The following is a 24845-nucleotide window of genomic DNA, read 5'->3' on the forward strand; positions in this document are numbered from 1 at the left end:
CTCCCATTCACACGGCTTCCAGTTCCACCAAAGCGCTGCCTTCGCCGACCATTTCACCTTCCTGGCAATACAGCGCTTTGATCACCCCCGCATGGGGCGCGCGAATGCTGTGCTCCATCTTCATCGCCTCCAGCACCACCAGTTGCGCACCGGCCTCGACCGATTGCCCGGCCTCCACCAACACCCGCACGATGCTGCCGTTCATGGGGGCAGTCAGACCGCCTTGATGGCTGTGGCTGGCGTCGACGGCGCTGATCGGGTCATACGTCTGAATACGCCGCAACTCGCCGTCCCATTGCAGGTGCAGCGAATCGCCCTGACGAATGGCGCGCAAGGTGCGACGTACGCCATCGTGCTCGACGACCAATGCTTCATCCGACAGTTTGGCGTTGCCGGTGCTGCTCAAGGTCAACGCCCGATCCTGACCTTCGCAGCTCAAATGCAAAGTGATTTCCGCCGGCAACCCCGCGCGCAAACCTCTCTTCAAAGCCCACGGCGAACCCAGGTCATCCGCCCGAACAGCGCCCGGCAAACTCTGCACGAACGCCTGCGCTGCGGCCTGCCAGAACTCATCGCTCAACGCACGCGGCGTCGGTAACAACTGTTCCTGATAACGCGGAATAAACCCGGTATCCAGCTCGGCAGCGGCGAACGCCGGATGCGCGATGATCCGCCGCAGGAAGTTGATGTTGGTCTTCAAACCGCCAATCGCGAACTCATCGAGCATGCTCAACAGCCGCAGGCGCGCCTGCTCGCGATCCTCGCCCCAGGCGATCAGCTTGCCGAGCATCGGGTCGTAGAACGGCGAAATTTCATCGCCTTGCTCAACGCCGCTATCGACCCGACGCCCCGGTCCGGCGGCCGATTCGCGGTAAAGCTCCAGGCGTCCGGTGGCGGGCAGGAAATCATTCGACGGATCTTCGGCATACAGCCGTACTTCAATCGCATGGCCATTGAGCGGCACCTGATCCTGGGTGATCGGCAGCGCTTCACCGCGCGCCACACGAATCTGCCACGCCACCAGATCGAGGCCGGTGATCGCTTCGGTGACCGGATGCTCGACCTGCAGGCGCGTGTTCATCTCCATGAAGAAGAATTCGCCGCGCGCATCGAGCAGAAATTCCACTGTACCGGCGCCAACATAACCGATGGCCTGCGCCGAACGCACCGCCGCTTCGCCCATGGCCCGGCGCAGTTCCGGGGTCAGCCCTGGGGCCGGGGCTTCTTCGACGACTTTCTGGTGCCGGCGCTGAATCGAGCAATCACGTTCGTTGAGGTACAGGCAGTTGCCGTGCTGGTCGGCGAATACCTGTATTTCCACGTGACGCGGTTTGAGCAGGTATTTCTCCACCAGCATCCGCGAATCGCCGAACGACGACTGCGCTTCACGTTGCGCCGAGGCCAGGGCTTCGGCCAGTTGGCTGACGTCCTCGACGACTTTCATGCCTTTGCCGCCGCCACCGGCCGTGGCTTTGAGCAGCACCGGATAACCAATGCGTTCGCAGGCATTGCGGAACGTATCGAGATCCTGCGCTTCACCGTGATATCCCGGCACCAGCGGCACGCCCGCGGTTTCCATCAGCGCCTTGGCTGCAGATTTGCTGCCCATCGCGTCGATGGCCGAGGCGGGCGGGCCGAGGAAAATCAGCCCGGCCTGTTCGATGGCACGGGCGAAGCCGGCGTTCTCCGACAGAAAGCCGTAGCCCGGGTGAATCGCCTGCGCACCGCTGGCCTTGGCCGCCGCGATCAGCTTGTCGATTTGCAGATAACTGTCAGCGGCTTTGCTGCCGCCCAGATCAACGCGGATATCCGCTTCGCGGCTGTGCCGAGCTTCGCGGTCGGTGGCGCTGTGCACGGCGACGGTGGTCAGGCCCAAGGCCTTTGCGGTACGCATGACCCGGCAAGCGATTTCGCCACGGTTGGCCACCAGCAGGGTGGTGAGGACAGGTGCGCTCATCAACGCGGCTCCTTGGTGGTGGTTGCGGCTTGCCAGTTCGGCGGACGTTTTTGCAGAAAGGCGCGCAAGCCTTCCTGGCCTTCAGGGCTGACGCGGATCCGGGCGATGGCGTTTTCGGTGTAGCGGCGCAGCGCCGGGGTCAGCGCACCATTGCCGACTTCGCGCAGCAGATCCTTGCTGGCGCGCATCGCGGCGGGGCTGTTGAGCAGCAGGTTGTCGATCCATTGCTCGACGGCTTGATCAAGCTCGGCGGCCGGGTAGCTCTCGGACAACAAACCGATTTCCCGCGCCCGCTGCCCGCCGAAGCGCTCGGCAGTCAGCGCATAACGACGCGCGGCACGTTCGCCGATGGCCTGCACCACGAACGGACTGATCACCGCCGGCGCCAAACCGATGCGCACTTCCGACAGACAGAACTGCGCATCATCGGCGCCAATCGCCATGTCGCAGCAACTGATCAGCCCCAGCGCGCCGCCGAACGCCGCGCCTTGCACCACGGCCACGGTCGGGATTTTCAGCTTGGCGAGGTTGTACATCAGCTCCGCCAGTTCGCGGGCGTCGTCGAGGTTGGTGTGGTAATCGAGTTCGGCCGACTGCTGCATCCACGCCAGGTCAGCGCCGGCGCTGAAATGCTTGCCACGCCCGCGCACCAGCAGGAAACGCAGGCTGGAATCGCTGGCAACCTTGTCCAGCGCCAGAATCAGTTCGCGGATCATTTCGGCGTTGAACGCGTTGTTCTTTTCCGCACGGTTGAGCCAAAGGGTGGCGAAACCCCTTGGATCGTTGTGCAGTTCGAGGGTGTTGAAGTCGCTCATATTTATCCGTCTCCACGGTTTTTGTGGGAGCTGCCTGTGGGCCTGGATTACGATTGCTGCGCAATCGAACGGGAGCAAGCTCCCTCTCCACACAGGCTCGCTCCGACAAAAAGCATCACATCCGGAACACGCCGAAGCGGCTCGGTTCGATAGGCGCGTTCAACGACGCGGACAAGGCCAGGGCCAGCACATCGCGAGTCTGCGCCGGGTCGATGACGCCGTCGTCCCACAGGCGTGCGCTGGAGTAGTAGGGGTGACCCTGCTCTTCGTACTGGTCGAGGATCGGCTGCTTGATCTCGGCTTCCTGCTCGGCGCTGAAGGCCTGGCCGCTGCGTTCGGCCTGCTCGCGCTTGACCTGCACCAGCACACCCGCCGCCTGTTCGGCGCCCATCACGCCGATGCGCGCGTTCGGCCACATCCACAGGAAACGCGGATCGTAAGCGCGCCCGCACATGCCGTAGTTACCGGCGCCGAAGCTGCCACCGATGATCACGGTGAATTTCGGCACCTTGGCGCAGGCCACGGCGGTCACCAGTTTCGCGCCGTGCTTGGCGATGCCGCCGGCCTCGTATTTCTGGCCGACCATGAACCCGGTGATGTTCTGCAGGAACAGCAGCGGAATGCCGCGCTGGCAGGCCAGCTCGATGAAGTGCGCGCCTTTCTGCGCGGCTTCGGCGAAGAGGATGCCGTTGTTGGCGAGGATCGCGATCGGATAGCCGTGCAGATGGGCAAAGCCGCACACCAGCGTGGTGCCGAACAGCGCCTTGAATTCATCGAACACCGAACCGTCGACCAGCCGCGTAATCACTTCGCGCACGTCGAACGGCTGTTTGGCGTCGGCCGACACCACGCCATACAACTCGTCGCTGGCGTACAGCGGTGCAATCGGCGGGCGCTGTTGCACTTCACCGAGCTTGCGCCAGTTGAGGTTGGCAACGCTGCGGCGGGCGAGGGCGAGGGCGTGTTCGTCGCTCTCGGCGTAATGGTCGGCCACGCCGGAAATCTTGCAGTGCACATCGGCCCCGCCAAGGTCTTCAGCGCTGACCACTTCACCGGTCGCGGCTTTCACCAGCGGTGGGCCGGCAAGGAAGATCGTCGCCTGATTGCGCACCATGATTGCTTCGTCCGCCATCGCCGGCACATAGGCGCCGCCCGCGGTGCACGAGCCCATGACCACGGCGATCTGCGGAATGCCCATCGCGCTCATGTTGGCTTGGTTGAAGAAGATCCGGCCGAAGTGCTCGCGATCCGGAAACACCTCGTCCTGACGCGGCAGGTTGGCGCCGCCCGAGTCCACCAGATAGATGCACGGCAGGCGGTTCTGCTGGGCGATGGTCTGCGCGCGCAGGTGTTTTTTCACGGTCAGCGGGTAGTACGAGCCGCCCTTCACCGTCGCGTCGTTGGCGACGATCATGCACTCGACGCCTTCGACCCGGCCGATCCCGGCAATTACGCCAGCGGCAGGAACCTCTTCGCCATACACGGCGTGGGCGGCGAGCTGACTGATTTCCAGAAACGGCGAGCCCGGATCGAGCAGGCGATTGATGCGTTCACGCGGCAGCAGTTTGCCGCGCGAGGTATGCCGTTCCTGGGCTTTCGCGCCGCCACCCTGCGCCACCTGGGCGAGCAGGGTGTGCAGGGCGTCGACCTGTTCAAGCATCGCCGCGCTGTTGGCGGCGAACTCCGCTGAACGGGGATTGAGCTGGGTATGCAGGATAGCCATGTGCAGCTCCGTTTAGCGGGTTTCGTTGAACAGTTCGCGGCCGATCAACATGCGCCGGATCTCACTGGTGCCGGCGCCGATTTCGTAGAGCTTGGCGTCACGCAGCAGGCGCCCGGCCGGGAATTCGTTGATGTAGCCATTGCCGCCGAGAATCTGGATCGCATCGAGGGCCATTTGCGTGGCGCGCTCGGCGGTGTAGAGGATCACCCCGGCGGCGTCCTTGCGCGTGGTTTCACCGCGCTCGCAGGCCTGGGCCACTGCGTACAGGTAGGCGCGGCTGGCGTTGAGCTGGGTGTACATGTCGGCGACTTTGCCCTGGATCAGCTGGAATTCGCCGATGCTCTGGCCGAACTGCTTGCGGTCGTGGATGTACGGCACGATCAGGTCCATGCACGACTGCATGATCCCGGTCGGGCCGCCGGAGAGCACGACGCGCTCGTAGTCGAGGCCGCTCATCAACACCTTCACGCCGCCGTTGAGCACGCCGAGGATGTTTTCTTCCGGCACTTCGACGTCATCGAAGAACAGCTCGCAAGTGTTGGAGCCGCGCATGCCGAGCTTGTCGAACTTGTTGCTGCGGCTGAAGCCTTTCCAGTCGCGCTCGACGATGAACGCGGTGATGCCGTGCGGGCCTTTTTCCAGGTCGGTCTTGGCGTAGATCACGTAGGTGTTGGCGTCAGGGCCGTTGGTGATCCAGGTCTTGCTGCCGTTGAGCACGAAGCGGTCGCCGCGTTTGTCGGCGCGCAATTTCATCGAAACCACGTCGGAGCCGGCGTTCGGTTCGCTCATGGCGAGGGCGCCGACGTGTTCGCCGCTGATCAGTTTTGGCAGGTATTTGGATTTTTGTTCGTGGTTACCGTTGCGGTTGATCTGGTTGACGCAGAGGTTGGAGTGCGCGCCGTAGGACAGGGCCACCGAGGCCGAGCCACGGCTGATTTCTTCCATCGCCACCACGTGCGCCAAGTAACCCAGGCCCGCGCCACCGTACTCTTCCGGCACGGTGATGCCGAGCAGGCCCATGTCCCCGAATTTGCGCCACATGTCGGCCGGGAACAGGTTGTCGCGGTCGATCTGCGCGGCGCGTGGGGCGATCTGATCGGCGACGAAGGACTGAACCTGATCGCGCAGCATGTCGATGGTTTCACCGAGGGCGAAGTTCAGGGATGGATAGCTCATGGGTCACCTTTTGGCTTTTTTGTAGGTTGGGAGGGCGGTCGAACGGCTCTCACCTTTACGTTAACGTAAGCCTGCGGCGGTTGGCTGTCAATCACCCTTTACGTTAACGTCAACTTGGGTGAGAGTAGGGGCAGTTCAGGATTGAAAACGGACAGGCTTTTGTGGAAGTAGCCTTTGTGGTGAGGGGATGAATCCCCTCACCACAAAAGCCATCCGCAAAAAAGTGAGCTCCGGTAAACCCACTAATAAAGACAACAGGGGTCATCATGGATCAACCCAGTGCAAACCCGCAGCGCAGCTACACCCGTGGTTCCCAGGACAAAGCCTTGCTGGCGATGACCATCGGGCAAAAGTTCGACCAGACGGTTGCGCAACACCCGCACGGCGAGGCCCTGGTCGTACGCCATCAGCGGTTGCGTTACACCTGGCGACAACTGGCCGATAGCGTCGACCTGCACGCCAGAGCCTTGCTGGCGCTGGGTTTGCAGGCCGGTGATCGGCTCGGTATCTGGGCGCCGAACTGTGCGCAGTGGTGCATCACACAAATCGCCACGGCGAAAATCGGCGTGATTCTGGTCAACATCAATCCGGCCTACCGCAGCTCCGAACTGGAATACGTGCTCAAACAGTCCGGTTGTCAGTGGCTGGTGTGCGCCGGCGCGTTCAAGTCCTCCAACTACCACGCCATGCTGCAAGGGCTGGTACCGCAACTCGCCGAGCAATCCATCGGCCAGTTGCGCAGCGAACGTCTGGCGGATTTGCGTGGGGTGATCAGCCTCGACGCACAGCCACCGTCGGGCTTCCTGCCGTGGTCGCAACTGGCCGATCTGGCGAGCAGTGTGACGCCCGACCAGTTGCGTGAACGCAGCGACAGCCTGCACTTCGATCAACCGGTGAACGTCCAGTACACCTCCGGCACCACCGGTTTCCCCAAGGGCGCGACCCTCAGTCACTACAACATTCTCAACAACGGTTACATGGTCGGCGAAAGCATTGGCCTGACCCCGAGCGACCGCCTGGTGATCCCGGTGCCGCTGTACCACTGCTTCGGCATGGTCATGGGCAATCTCGGCTGCATCACCCACGCCAGCACGATGATCTACCCCAACGACGCGTTCGATCCGTTACTGACCCTGCAAACCGTCGCCGAAGAACAAGCCACTGGTCTGTACGGCGTGCCGACCATGTTCATCGCCATGCTCGATCAGCCGCTGCGAGGTGAATTCGATCTGTCGAGCCTGCGCACCGGGATCATGGCCGGGGCGACTTGCCCGATCGAAGTGATGCGCCGGGTCATCAGCGAGATGCACATGAGCGAAGTGCAGATTGCCTACGGCATGACCGAAACCAGCCCGGTGTCGCTGCAAACCGGGCCGAACGATGAACTGGAATTGCGCGTGACCACCGTCGGCCGCACTCAGCCGCAATTGGAAAGCAAGATCATCGACGAGGCGGGCAATCTAGTGCCGCGCGGCACCATCGGTGAGCTGTGCACCCGCGGTTACAGCGTGATGCTCGGTTACTGGAGCAACCCGCAAGCCACTGCCGAAGCCATCGATGAAGCAGGCTGGATGCACACTGGCGACCTGGCGAGCATGAACGATGAGGGCTACGTGAACATCGCCGGGCGTAACAAGGACATGATCATTCGCGGTGGCGAGAACATTTACCCGCGTGAGCTGGAAGAGTTCTTCTTCACCCACCCGGCGGTGGCGGATGTACAGGTGATCGGCATCCCGTGCTCGCGTTACGGTGAGGAGATTGTCGCCTGGATTAAATTCCACCCCGGCCACACTGCGTCCGAGCTGGAGCTGCAAACCTGGTGCAAGGAGCGCATCGCCCACTTCAAGACGCCGCGGCATTTCAAGTTCGTCGAAGAGTTTCCGATGACGGTGACGGGCAAGATTCAGAAATTCAGGATGCGTGAGATCAGCATCGAAGACTTAAAAACAATCGAACGGTAACCACCACCCCTGTGGGAGCTGGCTTGCCAGCGATTGCGGTAGATCATTCAACATTGATGCTGGCTGACCTGACGCTATCGTTGGCAAGCCAGCTCCCACAGGGATGTTCGGGGATTCGGGAATCACAGAAAGCACAAAGGGGAGCCGAAGCTCCCCTTTAATTTTGTCGTCGCGTGCTCTTTTTTATTATTGAGGGGCGGTCTGTTGTTGTTTTTGGCAACCGTGGCCCTTTACCGCTGTTTTTGGCGACCCCCATCCGGAGTCAAGAGCAAACGTATTTTTTTGAGCGCTGATCTGCTTTCTCGTTAAACGATCCAACCGATTCGGGAGCTACCTGAAGGTAGTTTTATTGTTCTCTGCCCGGTTGCGGGTCACTCCTGAGAGCACCCTGAAAAGCACACCTTCTCCAAAAAAATCTGTTAGCTGCGTCTCTGCCGTGTTGTTTTTGTTATGTCAGAGTCGGTACGTCTTATTTTTATTGGTTTGCTGCTTTTTATTCTTGTTATGCCATAGAGATAGCAGGAGCCATGCCAACTTTTTAAAACCCTTGTAAATCAATGGCTTGAGATTTTTTAAGGATTTTTCCTTCAGAGCAAACCAGACAATTTGTTTCCGTGTTACTCGACTACGCCCACGTTTCGGACACAGCGGTAACACCTTCGCCCTCACTGGGCGTTACGGGCCTTGGCCACACGCGAACCACTCGGGCGACCGAGCACCGCGCTGATCTGCTGACCCGCCGCAATCAGGGCGTCCAGGTCGATACCGGTCTCGATACCCAGGCCATTGAGCAGGTACACCACGTCTTCGGTGGCGACGTTACCGCTCGCGCCTTTGGCATACGGGCAGCCGCCGAGGCCGGCGATAGAGCTGTCGAACACCGCAATGCCTTCCAGCAGGCTGGCGTAGATGTTGGCCATGGCCTGGCCGTAGGTGTCGTGGAAGTGCCCCGCAAGCTTTTCCCGTGGCACTTGCGCCGACACCACCTCGAACAGCCGCCGGGTCGCGCCCGCGGTGCCGGTGCCGATGGTGTCGCCGAGGGACACTTCGTAGCAGCCCATCGCGTACAGCTCACGCGCGACCATCGCCACTTGCTCCGGCGCCACTTCGCCTTCATAAGGGCAACCGAGCACGCAGGACACGTAGCCACGCACGCTAACGCCATGCTGTTTCGCCGCTTCCATGATCGGCGCGAAGCGCGCCAGGCTTTCGCTGATCGAGCAATTGATGTTGCGCTGCGAGAACGCCTCGGACGCGGCGGCAAACACCGCGACTTCCTTCACGCCGGCCGCCAGCGCGTCTTCAAAGCCGCGCAGGTTCGGCGCCAGTGCGCCGTACGTCACACCGGGTTTACGCTGGATCTGCGCGAACACTTCAGCGGATCCGGCCATTTGCGGCACCCATTTCGGTGATACGAAACTGCCGACTTCGATATAGCCAAGGCCGGCGGCGCTCAGGGCGTCGACCAGTTGCACCTTGTCAGCCACGCTGATCGGTTGGGCTTCGTTCTGCAAGCCATCGCGCGGGCCGACTTCGATCAGGCGTACTTGGGAGGGGAGGGACATGGGATTGACCTGCTCTTCTGAATTCGAGGTGAACCCCTGTAGGAGTGAGCCTGCTCGCGATAGCGGTGAGTCAGATAGTATTTGCTCGACTGACACTCCGCTATCGCGAGCAGGCTCACTCCTACAAGGGATTGGTGTTGTTTGCTAGCTCGCCTGCTGACTCTTCAGCGTCTGCTCCAACGCCTGCACGCAGCGCTCTTCCGCAGTGTCGAGTTCCAGCTTCATCTGTTCGATGTCGAGTAGCTGCTGTTCGAGCTGTTCGCGGCGCTCGCTGATTTTCGCCAGCATGCTGTTGAGCTGTTTGGTGTTACCGCTGGACGGGTCATAGAGCTCGATCAGCTCGCGGCATTCGGCCAGCGAGAAACCGATGCGCTTGCCGCGCAGGATCAGCTTCAGGCTGACCTTGTCGCGCGGTGAATAGATGCGTTCCTGGCCACGGCGCTCAGGGCTGAGCAGGCCTTGTTCTTCATAAAAGCGGATCGCCCGGGTGGTGATGTCCAGCTCGCGGGCGAGGTCGGAAATGCTGTAGGTCTGGCTGCTCATGAAAGCGCTCGGAAAAAGGTCTTGGCGCTAAGCTAATGGCGAGTTGACGTTTACGTCAAGCAGGAAGGATCGTTGTTGTCAGTGCCGGCCTCTTCGCGAGCAAGCTCGCTCCCACAGGATCAGTGGCGCGCACACGTCCATGTGGGAGCGAGCTTGCTCGCGAAGAACGATAACGCGGTTGCCAGCCTTACACCTTGTCGAGCTTCTTCTCCTGCGCCGCCACCTGCTGGCACAACTCGATGATCTGCTCGCGCATCCAGCGATTGGCCGGATCCTGGTCGGTGCTTTCATGCCAATACAGGTGAGTCTCCAGCGGCGGCACGTCGTTGACCGGCAGGTTGAACGCATGCAAGTCATTACGCCGGGCAAAGCGCTCGGGCACCGTCATCACCATGTCGGTCTGCTGCATGACCTGCGACGCCATCAGATAATGCTGCGAGCGCAGAGCGATCTTGCGCTGAATGCCCATTTTGCCCAGCGCCAGATCCACATAGCCCAGCCCGCTGCGGCGACTGGATATATGGATGTGGGTCAGCGACAGATAGTCATCCAGCGACAGTTTCTCCTTGCCCGCCAGCGGATGGCCCTTGCGCATCGCACAGACGTAACGGTCTTCCATCAGCTTGACGTGACGCACCTGCGGGTCGGTGTTGAGCGGCGCATCGACGGCGAAATCCAGGCGTCCGGCGGCCAGTTCCTTGGTGGTCTCGCGGCGTTTGGACAGAAAGCTTTCAATGATCACCGTCGGCGCCAGACGCCGCAAACGCTGGAACAGCGGCGGCAGAATCACCGCCTCAGTCAGGTCGGTCATGCTGATGCGGTAAGTCTTCACTGCCTGCGCAGGGTTGAAAATCCGGCTCTCCTGCACCGACACCCGCAGCAGTGACAGCGCGTTGCGTACCGGGCCGATGATGTTCTGCGCCATCGGTGTCGGCACCATGCCCTGGGCGGTGCGCACGAACAGCGGATCGTTGAAGGTCTCGCGCAACCGCGCCAACGCGTTGGACACCGCCGGCTGGGTGATCCCGACAATCTGCCCGGCGCGGGTCAGGTTGGCTTCGGTGTAGATCGCGTCGAAGACGATGAAAAGGTTGAGGTCGACCTTACTCAGATTCATAACGCGGCTTCTCTTGTTCTGTGGGCTGACAATCAGCGGATCATATATCGGTGATGAATGTTTATACACGCCGAGAATAGGCTAGGTAAATTATCCGCGCTGTTCTAGCATCGATTGCATGATCTGAACAACCTCTGCCTAAAGAAGGTAATTGCTCATGGATTTCGCTTATTCGCCCAAGGTGCAAGAACTGCGTGAGCGCGTGACCGCGTTCATGGACGCTTACGTTTACCCGGCCGAAGCCGTGTTCGAACGCCAGGTTGCCGAGGGTGATCGCTGGCAGCCGACCGCGATCATGGAAGAGCTCAAGGCCAAGGCCAAAGCCGAAGGCCTGTGGAATCTGTTCCTGCCGGAATCGGAACTCGGCGCCGGCCTGACCAACCTGGAATACGCCCCGCTGGCGGAAATCATGGGCCGTTCGCTGTTGGGGCCGGAGCCGTTCAACTGCTCGGCGCCGGACACCGGCAACATGGAAGTGCTGGTGCGTTACGCCAACGAAGAACAGAAACAGCGCTGGCTCGAACCACTATTGCGCGGCGAGATCCGCTCGGCCTTCGCCATGACCGAACCGGACGTGGCCTCATCCGACGCCACCAACATGGCCGCCCGCGCCGTGCGTGATGGCGACGAGTGGGTGATCAACGGCAAGAAGTGGTGGACTTCCGGCGCCTGCGATCCGCGCTGCAAGATTCTGATCTTCATGGGCCTGAGCAACCCCGACGCACCGCGTCATGCGCAGCACTCGATGATCCTCGTGCCGGTTGACACCCCCGGGGTGAAAATCGTCCGCCCGCTGCCGGTGTTCGGCTACGACGATGCCCCGCACGGCCATGCCGAAGTGTTGTTCGACAACGTGCGGGTGCCGTACGAAAACGTCCTGCTCGGTGAAGGTCGCGGCTTCGAAATCGCTCAAGGTCGCCTCGGCCCGGGGCGGATTCACCACTGCATGCGCTCGATCGGCATGGCTGAACGCGCACTGGAATTGATGTGCAAACGTTCGGTAAGCCGTACCGCGTTCGGCAAACCGCTGGCACGTCTGGGCGGCAACGTCGACAAGATCGCCGACTCGCGGATGGAAATCGACATGGCGCGCCTGCTGACCCTGAAAGCGGCGTACATGATGGACACCGTCGGTAATAAAGTGGCGAAGAGCGAGATCGCGCAGATCAAGGTCGTCGCGCCAAACGTGGCTTTGCGGGTGATCGACCGGGCGATCCAGATTCACGGCGGGGCCGGGGTCTCGAATGATTTCCCGCTGGCCTACATGTACGCCATGCAACGCACCCTGCGCCTGGCCGACGGCCCGGACGAAGTGCACCGCGCGGCGATCGGCAAGTTCGAGATCGGCAAGTATGTGCCGAAAGAGATGCTGCGTAACGAGCGCTGATCCAGTACCGCGTCATCGTTCATCGCTGGCAAGCCAGCTCCCACAGGTTTGTGTGGTGTTCACAAACTTTGTGTTCACTGGAAATTTCTGTGGGAGCTGGCTTGCCAGCGATGACGTAAGCAGGTTCAACACATCAACATCAGGCTCAATACACCCAAACCTCAACCCGCCGATTCTTGATTCTGCCTTCATCCGCACTGTTCGCCGCCACCGGCATCAACGCGCCAAACCCGCGCACCTCGCGCAGCACCACGCCGTTCTTCACCAGTTCGCGACGCACCGCCATCGCCCGCAGCTTCGACAGCAGATCGGCGCGGGCCGGATCGTCTTTCTCGTCGCCAAATCCCACCAGCGTCACCGCGCGCTCGGTCTTGTCGTGGCGCTGTATATAGTCGAGCACGCGCGCCAGATCCTGCCGCGCCTTGTTGTCGAGGCTGGCGCTGCCTTCCTCGAAACGGAAATTCACCGTCAGACGCTGGGCGTGGCGGCTGAGGGATTGATAACCCTCGGGCATCAGCGCATTCGGAGTGACGGTCATGGCGTGCACGGTCTGGCTGATGAAACCGTTGGCCGCGACAATCTTCTGGCCCTGTGGGCTTTGCGCAAACGCCACCAATGCCGATGCCCACGGATTCTGGTTGCCGGGCGGCAGATAAAAGAACAGGCGCCGGGACAGCGGATAGTCCTCCGTGGCAATCAGACTGTTAAGCGGCAACATCGATTGCGAGGCGCCGTCGGCAATCGCCACGGCTTTGGCCTGGCGCACATACGGCAGACCGATGAAACCGATACCCTGCGGATCACTGCTCACCGCGTCGGACAATTGCTCGCTGGATTCGAAGCGTTTCGCACTGGCACTCAGACTTTTCCCACGCCGACCCAACACCAATTCCTTGAACGTGTCGAAGGTGCCGGACTGATCATCCCGCGCATATAAATGAATCGCGCCGCCGCGACCGCCGAGGTCTTCCCAGGTTTTCACCTCACCGCTGAAGATCCGCGCCAGTTGCTCGGTGTCCAGTTGCTGCAGTGGGTTGCCGGGGTGAAGGATGATCGCCAGACCGTCGATGGCAATCACCTGCTCGGCGGCGGCGCTTTTCAGATCGCCGAGCGCTTGCAGGCTGAGCAGTTCGCTGTCCTTGATCGGGCGGGAGGAGGCGGCGAGGTCGGCACTGGCGCTTTTCAGTGCAGTGAAACCGGTGCTGGAACCGTGGGCGGCGACTTCAATCACCACCCGTTTGCCTTGGGCAGTCTGGCCGACGATGTGTTGTTCGTTTGCAGTGTCGGGGTTTTCGCGGTGGATCTTCAGCAGCCCCTGATCCTGCAAAAAACCTTCAACCAACGCCGGGCCGAGATCGGCGCCAATGGTGTTGGAACCCTGGATGCGCAATGCCGGGCCGTTTTCAGGGATGGGCAGGGCGGCGGCACTGACCGTCAGCCATGCACTCGACAGAAAAGCGAACAGAACACGCAGGGTCATGCCGGCACCGAATCAGGCCAAGGGGATTGCCGGGGAGATTAAGTCAGGCGCATGACCAAAACATGACAGGGATCCAATGTAGGAGTGTGCCTGTGGTGAGGGGATTTATCCCCGATGGTTGGCGAAGCCGACCCAAAATCTTCATTTCGATCTACTAGAGACGACTGGGGCCGCTTCGCAGCCCATCGGGGATAAATCCCCTCACCACAGGCTCACTCGTACAGGGAGAAGCGTTGTGAATCAGCTCAACTCAAGCCAGATCGGCGCATGATCCGACGGTTTTTCCATGCCGCGCAGTTCATAGTCCACGCCCGCATCCTTGACCCGCGGCAGCAAACCATGGGACGCCAGGATCACATCGATCCGCAGACCGCGTTTCGGTTCGTCTTCAAACCCACGGCTGCGGTAGTCGAACCAACTGAACATGTCGGTCACGTCCGGGTTCAGGTGACGGTAACTGTCGGTCAGGCCCCAGTTTTTCAGGCGGGCCATCCACTCGCGTTCTTCCGGCAGGAAGCTGCATTTGCCGGTTTTGAGCCAGCGCTTCATGTTGTCCGGGCCGATGCCGATGTCGCAGTCTTCCGGGGAAATGTTCACATCGCCCATCACCACCAGCGGCTGTTCGTTGTGGAACTGGCTTTCCAGCAGGGTTTGCAGGTCGCTGTAAAAACGTTGCTTGGCCGGGAACTTGGTCGGGTGGTCGCGGCTTTCGCCCTGTGGGAAGTAGCCGTTCATGATGGTCACCGGCACGCCATTGGCGTCGGCGAAGGTGCCCCAGATAAAGCGGCGCTGGGCGTCTTCTTCATCGCTGGCGAAGCCTTTGTGAATGGCGATCGGTTCATTGCGCGAGAGCAGGGCGACGCCGTAATGACCTTTCTGGCCGTGGAAATAAACGTGATAGCCCAGCGCACGCACTTCTTCGAGCGGGAACTGGTCATCGTGGACCTTGGTTTCCTGCAGGCCGATCACGTCCGGCTGATGCTTTTCGATCAGCGCTGCCAGCTGATGCGGACGGGCGCGCAGTCCGTTGATGTTGAAGGAAACAATCTTCATGGTCGGCAGTCCTGGCAAAAGGGCGATGCTAGCTGACATGTGGGATGGGGGCCAGTGTGGGGTGGGAGAAATCATTTTCATCTGTGGGATGGGTGGTGCCTGGATGGGCCTCATCGCTGGCAAGCCAGCTCCCACAGTGTCCATGTCGGACAAACAATTCATGTACACCCGAAAAACCTGAGGGAGCTGGCTTGCCAGCGATGAGGCCCGCCCAGTCGATGAAGATCCCGAGTTGGTCTATACCTGTGGGGAACTGCGCCACCCGCAAAAGGTTCGTACCAACAAGAGCGCAGTCATTTGAGCCGCGCCCCGGGGGAGAATCACCGTTATGCCTGAAACCCAGACCGCCATCGCCGACATCCACATGCTCGACCGCGGTTACTCGCGCGAAGCCCGCTCGCTGCTGTATCAGGCCTATCGGCACGAGCCGACCTTCGGTTACCTGTTCGAGGCCGAGCGGCCGGGTTACGAGCAGCGCGTGCGGGCCACGGTGCGTGAACTGGTCAAACAGCATTTTCTGCAGGATCAGCCGGCCATCGGCCTGTTGGTCAACGACCGCCTGATCGGCATCGCCCTGATCGCGCCGCCGCAGCGTCGCCTGGGCATCACCGAGAGTTGGGCCTGGCGTCTGCGCATGGTGCTCAGCACCGGATTTCGCTGCACCCGGCGCTATCTGGAATACCACGATGCCGTGGCCGCCTGCGTGCCCAGTGATTCGGTGCACATGCTGCCGCTGCTGGGGATTCATCCGCAGTTTCAGGGCAAACACTTCGGTGAGCAGTTGCTGACCGCTGTGCACAACTGGTGCGCGGTGGACGAAACCTCCCAAGGCGTGGTGCTCGACACCGGCAACCCGCGTTACCTGGAATTCTATAAACGCCAGGGCTACGAAGAGATCGGCGAAGTGGCCGTCGGCCCGGTGCGCGAGCACGTATTTTTCCACGCCAATCCGCAGGTGTTACAAACTGCAACAGCATAGCGATCGAACTTCTTCGGAAATTTCCTGTTCTATCACGCTCCCAAGCCCGTGATAGCATCCGCGCCTATGAAGTTTCCAGGAAGATTTACCAGTGGCGTGCTCATGCTGTTAACCAGCTGCGCGGCGCTGGCGCAAAGTGAATTGGACGTGCGGATCAAACCGTCCAACGACGAACTCAAGGCCAATATAGAAGGCTATATCGGCAGCCTCGGCGACCGTGACGAACAAGCCTTGCTGCGCTTCAGTCGCGGGGCCGAAGAGCAGGCGCGCAAAGCCGCGCAGGCCTTGGGTTATTACCAGCCGCAGATCGACAGTGACGTGAAGGGCGGCGAAAAACCGCGCCTGGTACTGAACATCGATCCCGGCGAGCCTATTCGTCTGCGCAACGTCACCATCCGCGTCGACGGGCCTGCCGCCTCCCTCAAATCCTTTCGTGTGCCGAGCAGTGACACGCTCAAGTCCGGCGCCGTGCTCAACCACGGGCGTTATGAAGACGCCAAACGCCTGATCCAGAACCAGGCCTCGCGCTTCGGTTTCTTCAGTGGTCATTTCACCAGCCAAAAACTCCTGGTCGATCCGCGTGCCGGGGTGGCCGATGTCGAATTGATCTACGAAAGCGGCCCGCGTTATGCGTTGGGCAAAGTCAGTTTCGAGGGCGATACGCCGTTCGACGAAGACCTGCTGCAACGCATGGTGCCGTTCAAGGCCGGTGATCCGTATGACTCCGAACTGATCGCCGAACTCAACCGCGACCTGCAATCGAGCGGCTATTTCGAAGGCGTGCGCGTCGATGCGGCGCCGACGGCGGCGAAGAACGACGTGATCCCGGTGGACGTCAAACTCGACACGCGCAAACCACGCACCATGGGCCTGGGCCTCGGTTATTCCACCGACGTCGGCCCGCGGATCAAGGCCAACTGGACGCGCCACTGGGTCAACCCGCAGGGCGACAGCTACGGCTGGGAAGCCGAACTGTCGGCACCCCGGCAAAACGTCGGGCTGTTCTATGACATCCCGCTCGACCCGCCGCTGACCGACAAACTGCGTTGGGCCGGTGGTTATCAGTATGAAAACATCGACGGCTCCGACACCCTGAGCAAGCTGCTGACCTTCGGCCCGGAATGGCACAGCAAGTTGCCCAGCGGCTGGCAGCGAGTGATCTCGCTGAAATGGCAGCGCGAAGAATATGAACTCGGCGACGACTCCGGCCTCAGTACCTTGCTGATGCCCGGCATCAGTTACTCGTACCTGAAAAGCGACAACCGCATCGACCCGCACAACGGCTATCGCCTGACCTTCGAAAGCAAAGTGGCGAAGGAAGGCCTCGGCTCGGATAACAACCTTTTATATGGCACGGCGTTGATCAAAGGCCTGACCACGGTGTTCGACAATCACCGCTTCCTCGGCCGGGTGCAGGTCGGCGGCAGCGCCACCAATGGTTACAACTCGGTGCCGCCGTCGCTGCGCTTCTTCGCCGGTGGCGATCAGAGCGTGCGCGGTTATGACTACCAGAGCCTGTCCCCGGAAAACTCCAAGGGCGACCGCGTCGGTGGCCGCTACATGGTCGCCGGCAGCGTCGAGTATCAATATTCGATTGCCGAGAAATGGCGGGTCGCGACCTTCGTCGACCAAGGCAACTCTTTCAACAAACTCGAACTGCCGAACCTCAAGACCGGGGTCGGTATCGGTGTGCGCTGGGTCTCGCCGGTGGGGCCGATCCGCCTCGACCTGGCCCACGCGCTGGACGACGACGGCGGCATCCGGCTGCACTTTTCCATGGGGCCTGAGCTGTGAAGCGTGGTTTGAAAATAACGGCACTGGCGTTGTTGGCGCTGGTGCTGTTGGTTGTATTGAGCGTCACCGCAGTGTTTGGCACGCAAGCGGGCAGCCGTTGGGTGCTGGGTTTAGTGCCGGGTTTGAGCGTGGATAATTTCCAGGGTCGCCTCGGCGGCCAATGGAGCGCCGACCATCTGCTGTGGCAACAGGACAGCAGCCGGGTCGAACTGAACAAGGCGATTTTTGCCTGGTCGCCGCTGTGCCTGACCCGCATGACCCTGTGCATCGAACAGCTCAAGGCCGATCAGGTGATTCTGCAATTCCCGCCGAGTGAGGAAACCACCAACAGCGGCCCGATCAAACTGCCGGATCTGCAATTGCCGCTAGGCATCGAGCTCGGTGACGTGCAAGTCGGCAGCCTGCTGTTCAACGGCAGCGAGCAGCTCAAGGGCCTGCAACTGGCGGCGCACTGGACCGCCCAGGGTATGCAGATCGACAGCGTGAAACTGCAACGCGACGACTTGAGCCTGAACCTTTCCGGCCTGCTGCAACCGACCGGCAACTGGCCGCTGAACATTGCCGGCGACCTGACCCTGCCGTCCCCAGGCACAGGCCCATGGACGCTGGCGTTGAAAGTCGACGGCGATCTGCTGAAAACCCTCAACCTGCACGCCGACAGCCACGGTTACCTCGACGGCCAGTTGAGCGGCGAACTGCAGCCGCTGGCAGAAAACCTGCCGGCCAAGGTGCGCATTACCAGCGACGCGTTCAAACCGAGCGCCGATTTGCCGGACACCCTGCAACTCAATCAACTGGTTTTGACCGGCGAAGGCGATCTGAAAAACGGTTACCAGTTAAACGGCAACGCCACGCTGCCCGCCGATAAAGGCCCGGTGGCGCTGCTGCTCAAAGGCAAGGTCGATGCCAGCGGCGCGCAGATCGCCGGCCTCGACCTGACGGCCAACGATAAGCAAAGCCTGAAGCTCACCGGCAGTGTCGACTGGAGCAAGGGCCTCACGGCGCAAGCCAACGTCAACTGGCAGGATTTCCCGTGGCATCGGCTCTATAACGAAATCGATGAGCCGCAAGTCGCGTTGCGTACCTTTACCGGCGAAGTCTCCTACACCGACGGTCAGTATCTCGGTAACTTCGCCGCCGACCTCGATGGTCCGGCGGGGGCGTTCAGCCTGAGCAGTCCGTTCAGCGGCAACCTGAAGCAGATCGCCTTGCCGCAATTGAAGATGGAAGCCGGGCAGGGCAAGGCCGAAGGGCATGTCAACGTGCAGTTCGCCGACGGCATCGCCTGGGACACCGCGCTGGATCTCTCTGCGCTGAACCCGGCGTACTGGGTCGCGGAGTTGCCGGGCACGCTGGCGGGGCCGCTGCGCAGCAAAGGCGAAATGAAGAACGAACGCCTGAGCCTCAGCGCCGACCTCGACCTCAAAGGCAAATTGCGCGGGCAACCGGCGATCCTCCAGGCCAAGGCTGACGGTGCCGGTGAGCAGTGGAACCTTAACGCTTTGCAAATCCGCCTCGGCGACAACAGCATCAGCGGCAAGGGCAGCCTGCAACAGAAACTCACCGGCCAGATCGACATCAAACTGACGCGTCTGGCCCAGCTCTGGCCACAGCTGCGCGGGCAGGTCACGGGACAGGTCAACGTCGCCGGCACGCTGAAAGCACCGCAAGGCAAACTTGATCTGCAAGGTTCGCAACTGGCATTTCAGGACAATCGCCTGCAGAGCCTCAACCTCGACGCGACCCTCGACAGTGCGCAACGGGCGAAGATCGATCTCAAGGGCAGTGGCATTCAGGCCGGCGATACCAACCTCGGCGTGTTGACCGCCAGCGCCCAAGGCGACATCAAGAGCCAGAAACTCAACCTCGACCTGCTCGGGCCGAAGCTGAAACTGGCGCTCGGTCTGGACGGCAATCTGGACAAGGGCAACTGGCGCGGCCGTCTGGCCAGCGGCGATATTCAGGCCGGCGGCCAGGACTGGAAACTGCAGAACCCGGCCAAGCTTGAACGCCTCGCCGACGGCAAGATCAACTTCGGCGCGCATTGCTGGATGTCCGGCGATGCCAGTCTGTGCGGTGAAGATCAGCGACTGCTGCCCGAGCCGAAACTGCGCTATCACCTCAAGCAGTTCCCGATTGAAAGCCTCGCACAATGGTTACCCAAGGATTTCGCCTGGCAGGGCAAACTCAACGCCGACCTGCAACTGGACCTGCCGGCCAGCGGCCCGAACGGCGTGGTCAGCATCGACGCCAGCGGCGGCACCTTGCGTATGAAGGAAAAGGATCAGTGGCTGGACTTCCCGTACCAGACCCTGAAACTCACCAGCAAACTCACACCGAAGCGCATCGACACCGACCTCAACTTCGTCGGCGGCAAACTCGGCGAGTTGATGGTGCAGGCGCAGCTCAACCCGCTGCCGAAAAACAAACCGCTGAGCGGTTCGTTCCGTCTCAGCGGACTGGACCTGTCGGTGGCGCGGCCGTTTGTGCCGATGGTCGAGAAGCTCACCGGGCGCCTGAACGGTAGCGGGACGATTTCCGGCGGGCTGCTGGCGCCGCTGGTCAACGGTACGGTGAAGCTCAGTGACGGCGAAGTCTCCGGCGCCGAGCTGCCGATGGAACTCAAGAACCTGCAGCTGCAAGCGGTGATTGCCGGCGAATCGGTGCGCCTGGACGGCGGCTGGAACAGCGGCAAGACCGGGCAGGGCAGTCTCAATGGCAATGTCGCGTGGGGGCAGGCGCTGATAGTCGATCTGGCGCTCAAGGGCACGCAATTGCCGGTCACCGTCGAGCCGTACGCCAAGCTTGAAGTGGCGCCAGACCTGAAGATTTCCATGGCCGGCGATGAGCTGAAGATTGCCGGCAAGGTGCAGGTGCCGCAAGGCGAAATCACCGTGCGTGAACTGCCGCCGTCAACGGTAAAGGTTTCCGACGACACGATCATCGTCGGGGCGCAGACCGAAGAGGGCAAACCACCGCTGGCGATGAAAATGGACATCGACGTGGTGGTCGGCGAAGACAAACTGAGCTTCGCCGGGTTCGGCCTGACCGCCAACCTGCAAGGTCACGTGCACATCGGCGACAACATGGACACCCGTGGCGAGCTGTGGCTCAACGACGGACGTTACCGCGCCTACGGCCAGCGCCTGAACGTGCGCCGTGCGCGTCTGTTGTTTGCCGGCCCGATCGATCAGCCGTATCTGGACATCGAAGCGATCCGCCAGACCGACGACGTGATCGCCGGCATTCGCCTGAGCGGCAGTGCCGAACAACCGACCACGCAGATCTTCTCCGAACCGGCCATGAGCCAGGAGCAGGCGTTGTCCTATCTGGTGCTGGGCCGACCGCTGAGCACCAACGGCGAAGACAACAACATGCTCGCGCAAGCGGCGTTGGGGTTGGGCTTGATGGGCAGTTCCGGGGTGACCAGCGGTTTGGCCAAAGACCTGGGGATTCAGGATTTCCAGCTCGATACCCAGGGCAGCGGCAACACCACCAGCGTGGTCGCCAGCGGCAACATTTCCGAGAAGCTCAGTTTGCGTTATGGCGTCGGAGTGTTTGAGCCGGCCAACACCATTGCGCTGCGTTACAAGCTGAGCAAGAAGGTATATGTCGAAGCCGCCAGCGGTGTCGCCAGTTCGCTGGATATCTTCTACAAGCGCGATTTCTGAGAACGTGGCCAATAGCCGGGTCGTGACGCTGCGATCCGGTTTTTTCAGGATGTATTAGACTCACCGAACCCCCGAAAACCTTGCCGGTTGCGTCTATGGTTCGCTTGAGTATGGTCCTGCTCGGTAACGACTTCGTCCGCAAGCGTTGGTCCGCGCTGGCGCTGACCGGCATTGTCTGGGGCGCGGCCGGGGTGGCGATCTTCATCGATGCGCTGGATGGCGTTCTGTATTTTCCGCTGCATCTCTTCGGCTATCTGTTGTTGCTCGAAGCGCTGATCCTGCTGCTGGTGCCAGCCCCGCAAACCGGGACCGCTGCGGCCCTGCGTAAAGCGCGAGGTCTGGCGTTTCTCTTGCTGGGGCTGCTGATCGTTGACCGGCAACATGCTGCCGGGCTGATTCTGGCGGTGCTGTTTGGCGGGGCTTTCATCGTTGATGGCGTCTTCAGGCTGGCGGCTGCGGTGGTGGTGCGCTTTGTCGGTTGGCAATTGTCGTTGCTGACCGGATTGTTCGAAATCGGCTTTGGCGTGTTTATCCTTGAGCCGTATCCGACACTGTATAAGGGCACGGTGCCGTTCTGCATAGGCATGAGCCTGTTTCTCTCGGGCTGCGCGTTGTTGCGCCAAGCCGTGCGCTTCAGGCACCTGCCGCCGCTGACCGACCCTGCTGCGGTTAGTGCGCCGGCCAGCAGCGACGCTCTGGTCATCCACATCTGGACGCCCAGCGGTACCGTTGATGACACTCTGGTGCGCAACCGTCTGCTCAACCGCTATATCGCGGCGGTTGATATCAATGGGGTCATTTCCGCCGGCCACGCGGCGCTGGAATGTGGCCCGGACATTTACATCAGCCATTACCCGCTGGACGACATCGATCGCTCGGCGGGGGATTTCGTGCGTTTACTGCGGGCGACGCCGAACAACGATGTCGCCGGGCGGTTTTTGACTGACTATGCGGGGGAGGTGGCGGACTGGTGCTCGTCTTCGGTTCAGGTCAGTTTTGCTCACTACGACGCCCGGCGGTTGCAGGCGTTCTGGGCTGAGTATCGGCAGAACAGCACATACAACCTCACCAGCCGCAACTGCTCGAGTGCCGTCGCTCACAGCCTCGAAGCAGCCCTTGAAGGGGCGATGAATCGCGGGCATTCGAGCATGCTCGATTTCGCCAGAGTGATACTCAGCCCCGAGTTCTGGGTGGCGGCGCAGGTGCGTAAACGCGCCGAAGTGATGGCGTGGACGCCCGGGCTGGTGCTCGACTATGCCCGGGCGCTGCATGCCGCCATCGAGCCCGCGCCGCCGGGCTGGCACAGCATGTTTGCGGTGACCCGACGCGCCTGCGGTTATGCAGTCACGGCCTTGCGCGGGCGCGAAGTGCATCCCCTTCAGCCGCCGGCGGCTGCCCGTCCTTCGGATGAAGTCTGAACGCCTTTAAACCGGGTTGCCCCAATCGCTGGCAAGCCAGCTCCCACAGGGTCAGTGGTGTACTCAAAATTCACGTACGCCATAGAAACCTGTGGGAGCTGGCTTGCCAGCGATAGCGTTCGCCCGCCAAACACAAAACCCACTCCACTGGTCAACTAATTACAAAGCAACCTAACTATTACGTTGACATTCGCTGCCTAGGCAGTAACATCTCGACATACATTCACTGCCTAGGCAGTTATTAGGTGAGCACATGAAGCACTTCACCCCGGACGGATTCAAACATTGCCATCTCGGCCTGTTGCTCGGCCGTGCCGCGCTGCTCAAGGACCGGATCATCGACACCCACATGGAACCCCACGGCATCACCGCCGCGCAGTTCAAAGTGTTGATCATCATGGCCCAGTACGGCGTCGACACCCCGGCCGAGCTGTGCCGGCACCTGTCGCTCGACAGCGGTTCGATGACGCGCATGCTCGATCGTCTGGAGCAGAAAGGTTTCCTGGCTCGCCAACGCAGCGAAGGTGATCGCCGTCAGGTGCAGCTCAAGCTCACCGAGCAGGGCCAGCAACTGGCCGATCGCCTGCCGCACATCGGCGCCGATGCCATGAATGAACTGGCCGGTGCCGTCACCACGGACGAGTTGAAGACCCTGGAATACATCCTCAAGAAAATCCTGCTGGCAGCCGGTGACCCGATCACTATCCAGCGCTTAGGTGAACACAATGAGCAGTAAAACCTTGCGCAGCAGCCTGACTCTGGTGCTGTCGGCGATGATTCTGGCCGGTTGCGCCAATTACAGCGGCCTCGATACCCAAGGCAAAAATCTCGATGCGAAAAGCCTGAAAGTCGGCCAATCCCTCAGCGGCGTGACCCTGTCGCCGGCCGCGTGGCCGAAGAGCGACTGGTGGACCAGCCTTGGCGATCCGCAACTCGACGGGCTGATCCGCGAAGCGCTGCACGACAGCCCGGACATGCAGATCGCCGAAGCCCGCGCCCATCAGGCCAGCGCCGCAGCCTATGCCGCCGATGCCGAACGCTATCCGACCCTCGACGCCAGCGCCGGTATCAGCCGTTCGCGTCTGGCCAAGGATCAGGACCCGCGCGGGCAGGGCGATGCCTACGCCACTGTGCGCAACGTCAGCGCCGGGTTCAATTACAACTTCGACCTGTGGGGCGGCCAGCGTGATGCCTGGGAGGCCGCGCTCGGCCAGGCCCGCGCCGCTGAAGTCGACCGTCAGGCCGCGCAATTGACCCTCGCCGCCGACGTGGCCCGGGCCTACAGCGATCTGGGGCAGGCGCACATCGTTTACGACCTGGCCAACGACGATCTCAAACGCACCAAACAGATGCTCGATCTGAGCCAGCGCCGCTTGAGTGCCGGGATCGACAGCCAGTACCAGTTCCAGCAAACCCAAAGCCTTGAGGCCAGCTCCGAAGCCAGCCTGATCGACGCCGAAAAACGTTTGAACAGCGCCAAAATCGCCCTGGCCGTGCTGCTCGGCAAAGGCCCGGATCGTGGCAACGAAATCGCCCGGCCGAAAGTCCTGCAAGCCAGCGCCGTGGCGGTGCCGTCGGTATTGCCGGCGGAACTGCTCGGCCGGCGCCCGGATCTGGTCGCGGCGCGCTGGCGCGTGGAGGCGGCGAGCAAAGACATCGACTCGGCGAAAACCCGCTTCTATCCCAACTTGAACCTCACGGCCTCGGCCGGTGCCGAATCCTTGTTGGGTGACGCGATGTTCGGGTCGGCCAGTCGCTTCTTCAGCATCGCCCCGACCATTTCGGTACCAATCTTCGACGGCGGGCGCCTGCGCGCCAACCTCGATGCGCGCGACGCCGATTACGATCTGGCGGTGGCGCAGTACAACAAAAACCTGGTGAAGGCACTGGGCGATGTCAGCGACACGATCAACCAGTTGCGTGACATCGGCCGGCAGATCGGCGCGCAGCAACACGCCACCGAGATTGCCCAGGATTCTTACAACACCGTCGTCCAGCGTTACGGTTCCGGCATCGGCAACTACTTGGACGTGCTCAGCATCGAGCAGCAATTGCTGCAGGCCCAGCGTCAGTTGGCCAACCTCAATGCCGAGCAGATCGACCTGTCGATTCAACTGATGCAAGCGCTGGGCGGCGGCTTTCAGGGTGAAACCCTGACCGCAGCCAACGCCACCCCAGCCACGTCGCACAACTAATTTCAGGT

Annotated in this window: 17 protein-coding genes; 8 read left to right on the forward strand and 9 right to left on the reverse strand. The window is 61.3% G+C overall.

Annotated features, from left to right (window positions below; translation table 11 throughout):
- Positions 1-7: 7 nt before the first annotated feature.
- From ABV589_RS25275 to ABV589_RS25290, 4 genes are all read right to left on the reverse strand, one after another.
- The gene (locus ABV589_RS25275; protein ID WP_367084108.1) at positions 8-1957 is read right to left on the reverse strand and encodes an acetyl/propionyl/methylcrotonyl-CoA carboxylase subunit alpha; all 1950 of its coding nucleotides are present in this window, start codon (positions 1955-1957) and stop codon (positions 8-10) included.
- Entirely contained in the window at positions 1957-2772 is an 816-nt protein-coding gene (locus ABV589_RS25280; protein ID WP_367084109.1) for a gamma-carboxygeranoyl-CoA hydratase, read from the reverse strand. Before ABV589_RS25280 ends, ABV589_RS25275 begins: the two co-directional genes overlap by 1 nt.
- A gap of 115 nt (positions 2773-2887) precedes the next feature.
- On the reverse strand, positions 2888-4495 hold the full coding sequence (locus ABV589_RS25285) for a carboxyl transferase domain-containing protein (protein WP_367084110.1): 1608 nt from the start codon (positions 4493-4495) through the stop codon (positions 2888-2890).
- A 12-nt stretch (positions 4496-4507) separates the two neighbouring features.
- Entirely contained in the window at positions 4508-5671 is a 1164-nt protein-coding gene (locus ABV589_RS25290; RefSeq protein WP_007961115.1) for an isovaleryl-CoA dehydrogenase, read from the reverse strand.
- 266 nt (positions 5672-5937) lie between these two features.
- Between ABV589_RS25290 and ABV589_RS25295 the strand changes: the two genes are divergently transcribed.
- Positions 5938-7635 carry an AMP-binding protein gene (locus tag ABV589_RS25295; RefSeq protein WP_367084111.1) on the forward strand — a complete coding sequence of 566 codons (1698 nt, stop codon included), beginning with the start codon at positions 5938-5940 and terminating at the stop codon, positions 7633-7635.
- A gap of 665 nt (positions 7636-8300) precedes the next feature.
- Here the strand turns inward: ABV589_RS25295 and ABV589_RS25300 are convergent.
- The 3 genes from ABV589_RS25300 to ABV589_RS25310 form a co-directional block, all read right to left on the reverse strand.
- Complete coding sequence (locus tag ABV589_RS25300) at positions 8301-9200, reverse strand: hydroxymethylglutaryl-CoA lyase (protein ID WP_367084112.1); 900 nt, start codon at positions 9198-9200, stop codon at positions 8301-8303.
- A 144-nt stretch (positions 9201-9344) separates the two neighbouring features.
- Positions 9345-9743, reverse strand: a complete 399-nt coding sequence (locus ABV589_RS25305) for a MerR family DNA-binding transcriptional regulator (protein ID WP_166496729.1) — start codon at positions 9741-9743, stop codon at positions 9345-9347.
- A 187-nt stretch (positions 9744-9930) separates the two neighbouring features.
- Positions 9931-10860 (reverse strand): LysR family transcriptional regulator, encoded by a 930-nt coding sequence (locus tag ABV589_RS25310; protein WP_027614626.1) that lies wholly within the window; start codon positions 10858-10860, stop codon positions 9931-9933.
- Between the two features lie 157 nt (positions 10861-11017).
- On the opposite strand from ABV589_RS25310, the gene ABV589_RS25315 reads away from it, so the two are divergent.
- On the forward strand, positions 11018-12247 hold the full coding sequence (locus ABV589_RS25315) for an acyl-CoA dehydrogenase (RefSeq protein ID WP_367084113.1): 1230 nt from the start codon (positions 11018-11020) through the stop codon (positions 12245-12247).
- A gap of 145 nt (positions 12248-12392) precedes the next feature.
- Here ABV589_RS25315 and ABV589_RS25320 read toward each other — a convergent pair whose 3' ends face one another.
- Together ABV589_RS25320 and xthA are read right to left on the reverse strand one after the other, a co-directional pair.
- On the reverse strand, positions 12393-13727 hold the full coding sequence (locus tag ABV589_RS25320; RefSeq protein ID WP_367084114.1) for a phosphate ABC transporter substrate-binding/OmpA family protein: 1335 nt from the start codon (positions 13725-13727) through the stop codon (positions 12393-12395).
- A gap of 240 nt (positions 13728-13967) precedes the next feature.
- Positions 13968-14780 (reverse strand): exodeoxyribonuclease III, encoded by an 813-nt coding sequence (gene xthA / locus ABV589_RS25325; protein ID WP_108592064.1) that lies wholly within the window; start codon positions 14778-14780, stop codon positions 13968-13970.
- A 328-nt stretch (positions 14781-15108) separates the two neighbouring features.
- Between xthA and ABV589_RS25330 the strand changes: the two genes are divergently transcribed.
- The 6 genes from ABV589_RS25330 (at position 15109) to ABV589_RS25355 (ending at position 24837) form a co-directional block, all read left to right on the forward strand.
- The gene (locus ABV589_RS25330) at positions 15109-15759 is read left to right on the forward strand and encodes an N-acetyltransferase (RefSeq protein ID WP_007961094.1); all 651 of its coding nucleotides are present in this window, start codon (positions 15109-15111) and stop codon (positions 15757-15759) included.
- A gap of 66 nt (positions 15760-15825) precedes the next feature.
- A complete protein-coding gene (locus ABV589_RS25335; RefSeq protein ID WP_367084115.1) occupies positions 15826-17553 on the forward strand; it encodes an autotransporter assembly complex family protein in 1728 nt (575 codons plus the stop codon).
- On the forward strand, positions 17550-21224 hold the full coding sequence (locus ABV589_RS25340; protein ID WP_367084116.1) for a translocation/assembly module TamB domain-containing protein: 3675 nt from the start codon (positions 17550-17552) through the stop codon (positions 21222-21224). Before ABV589_RS25335 ends, ABV589_RS25340 begins: the two co-directional genes overlap by 4 nt.
- Before the next feature lie 95 nt (positions 21225-21319).
- Entirely contained in the window at positions 21320-22642 is a 1323-nt protein-coding gene (locus ABV589_RS25345; protein ID WP_367084117.1) for a DUF308 domain-containing protein, read from the forward strand.
- A gap of 253 nt (positions 22643-22895) precedes the next feature.
- On the forward strand, positions 22896-23378 hold the full coding sequence (locus tag ABV589_RS25350; RefSeq protein WP_007961084.1) for a MarR family transcriptional regulator: 483 nt from the start codon (positions 22896-22898) through the stop codon (positions 23376-23378).
- Positions 23368-24837: an efflux transporter outer membrane subunit gene (locus ABV589_RS25355; protein WP_367084118.1), complete on the forward strand. Its 1470-nt coding sequence runs from the start codon at positions 23368-23370 to the stop codon at positions 24835-24837. Before ABV589_RS25350 ends, ABV589_RS25355 begins: the two co-directional genes overlap by 11 nt.
- Positions 24838-24845: the final 8 nt, after the last annotated feature.

This window comes from Pseudomonas sp. HOU2 (assembly GCF_040729435.1).
Taxonomy (GTDB): Bacteria; Pseudomonadota; Gammaproteobacteria; order Pseudomonadales; family Pseudomonadaceae; genus Aquipseudomonas.

Excerpts from the sequence above, each read along its gene's own strand:
- ABV589_RS25305 (WP_166496729.1), bottom strand. The coding sequence starts at position 9,743 with ATGAGCAGCCAGACCTACAGCATTTCCGACCTCGCCCGCGAGCTGGAC.
- ABV589_RS25335 (WP_367084115.1), top strand. The coding sequence starts at position 15,826 with ATGAAGTTTCCAGGAAGATTTACCAGTGGCGTGCTCATGCTGTTAACC.
- ABV589_RS25350 (WP_007961084.1), top strand. The coding sequence starts at position 22,896 with ATGAAGCACTTCACCCCGGACGGATTCAAACATTGCCATCTCGGCCTG.
- ABV589_RS25330 (WP_007961094.1), top strand. The coding sequence starts at position 15,109 with ATGCCTGAAACCCAGACCGCCATCGCCGACATCCACATGCTCGACCGC.
- ABV589_RS25290 (WP_007961115.1), bottom strand. The coding sequence starts at position 5,671 with ATGAGCTATCCATCCCTGAACTTCGCCCTCGGTGAAACCATCGACATG.
- ABV589_RS25315 (WP_367084113.1), top strand. The coding sequence starts at position 11,018 with ATGGATTTCGCTTATTCGCCCAAGGTGCAAGAACTGCGTGAGCGCGTG.
- ABV589_RS25355 (WP_367084118.1), top strand. The coding sequence starts at position 23,368 with ATGAGCAGTAAAACCTTGCGCAGCAGCCTGACTCTGGTGCTGTCGGCG.
- ABV589_RS25280 (WP_367084109.1), bottom strand. The coding sequence starts at position 2,772 with ATGAGCGACTTCAACACCCTCGAACTGCACAACGATCCAAGGGGTTTC.
- ABV589_RS25285 (WP_367084110.1), bottom strand. The coding sequence starts at position 4,495 with ATGGCTATCCTGCATACCCAGCTCAATCCCCGTTCAGCGGAGTTCGCC.
- ABV589_RS25275 (WP_367084108.1), bottom strand. The coding sequence starts at position 1,957 with ATGAGCGCACCTGTCCTCACCACCCTGCTGGTGGCCAACCGTGGCGAA.
- ABV589_RS25295 (WP_367084111.1), top strand. The coding sequence starts at position 5,938 with ATGGATCAACCCAGTGCAAACCCGCAGCGCAGCTACACCCGTGGTTCC.
- ABV589_RS25300 (WP_367084112.1), bottom strand. The coding sequence starts at position 9,200 with ATGTCCCTCCCCTCCCAAGTACGCCTGATCGAAGTCGGCCCGCGCGAT.
- ABV589_RS25345 (WP_367084117.1), top strand. The coding sequence starts at position 21,320 with ATGGTTCGCTTGAGTATGGTCCTGCTCGGTAACGACTTCGTCCGCAAG.
- ABV589_RS25320 (WP_367084114.1), bottom strand. The coding sequence starts at position 13,727 with ATGACCCTGCGTGTTCTGTTCGCTTTTCTGTCGAGTGCATGGCTGACG.
- ABV589_RS25310 (WP_027614626.1), bottom strand. The coding sequence starts at position 10,860 with ATGAATCTGAGTAAGGTCGACCTCAACCTTTTCATCGTCTTCGACGCG.
- xthA (WP_108592064.1), bottom strand. The coding sequence starts at position 14,780 with ATGAAGATTGTTTCCTTCAACATCAACGGACTGCGCGCCCGTCCGCAT.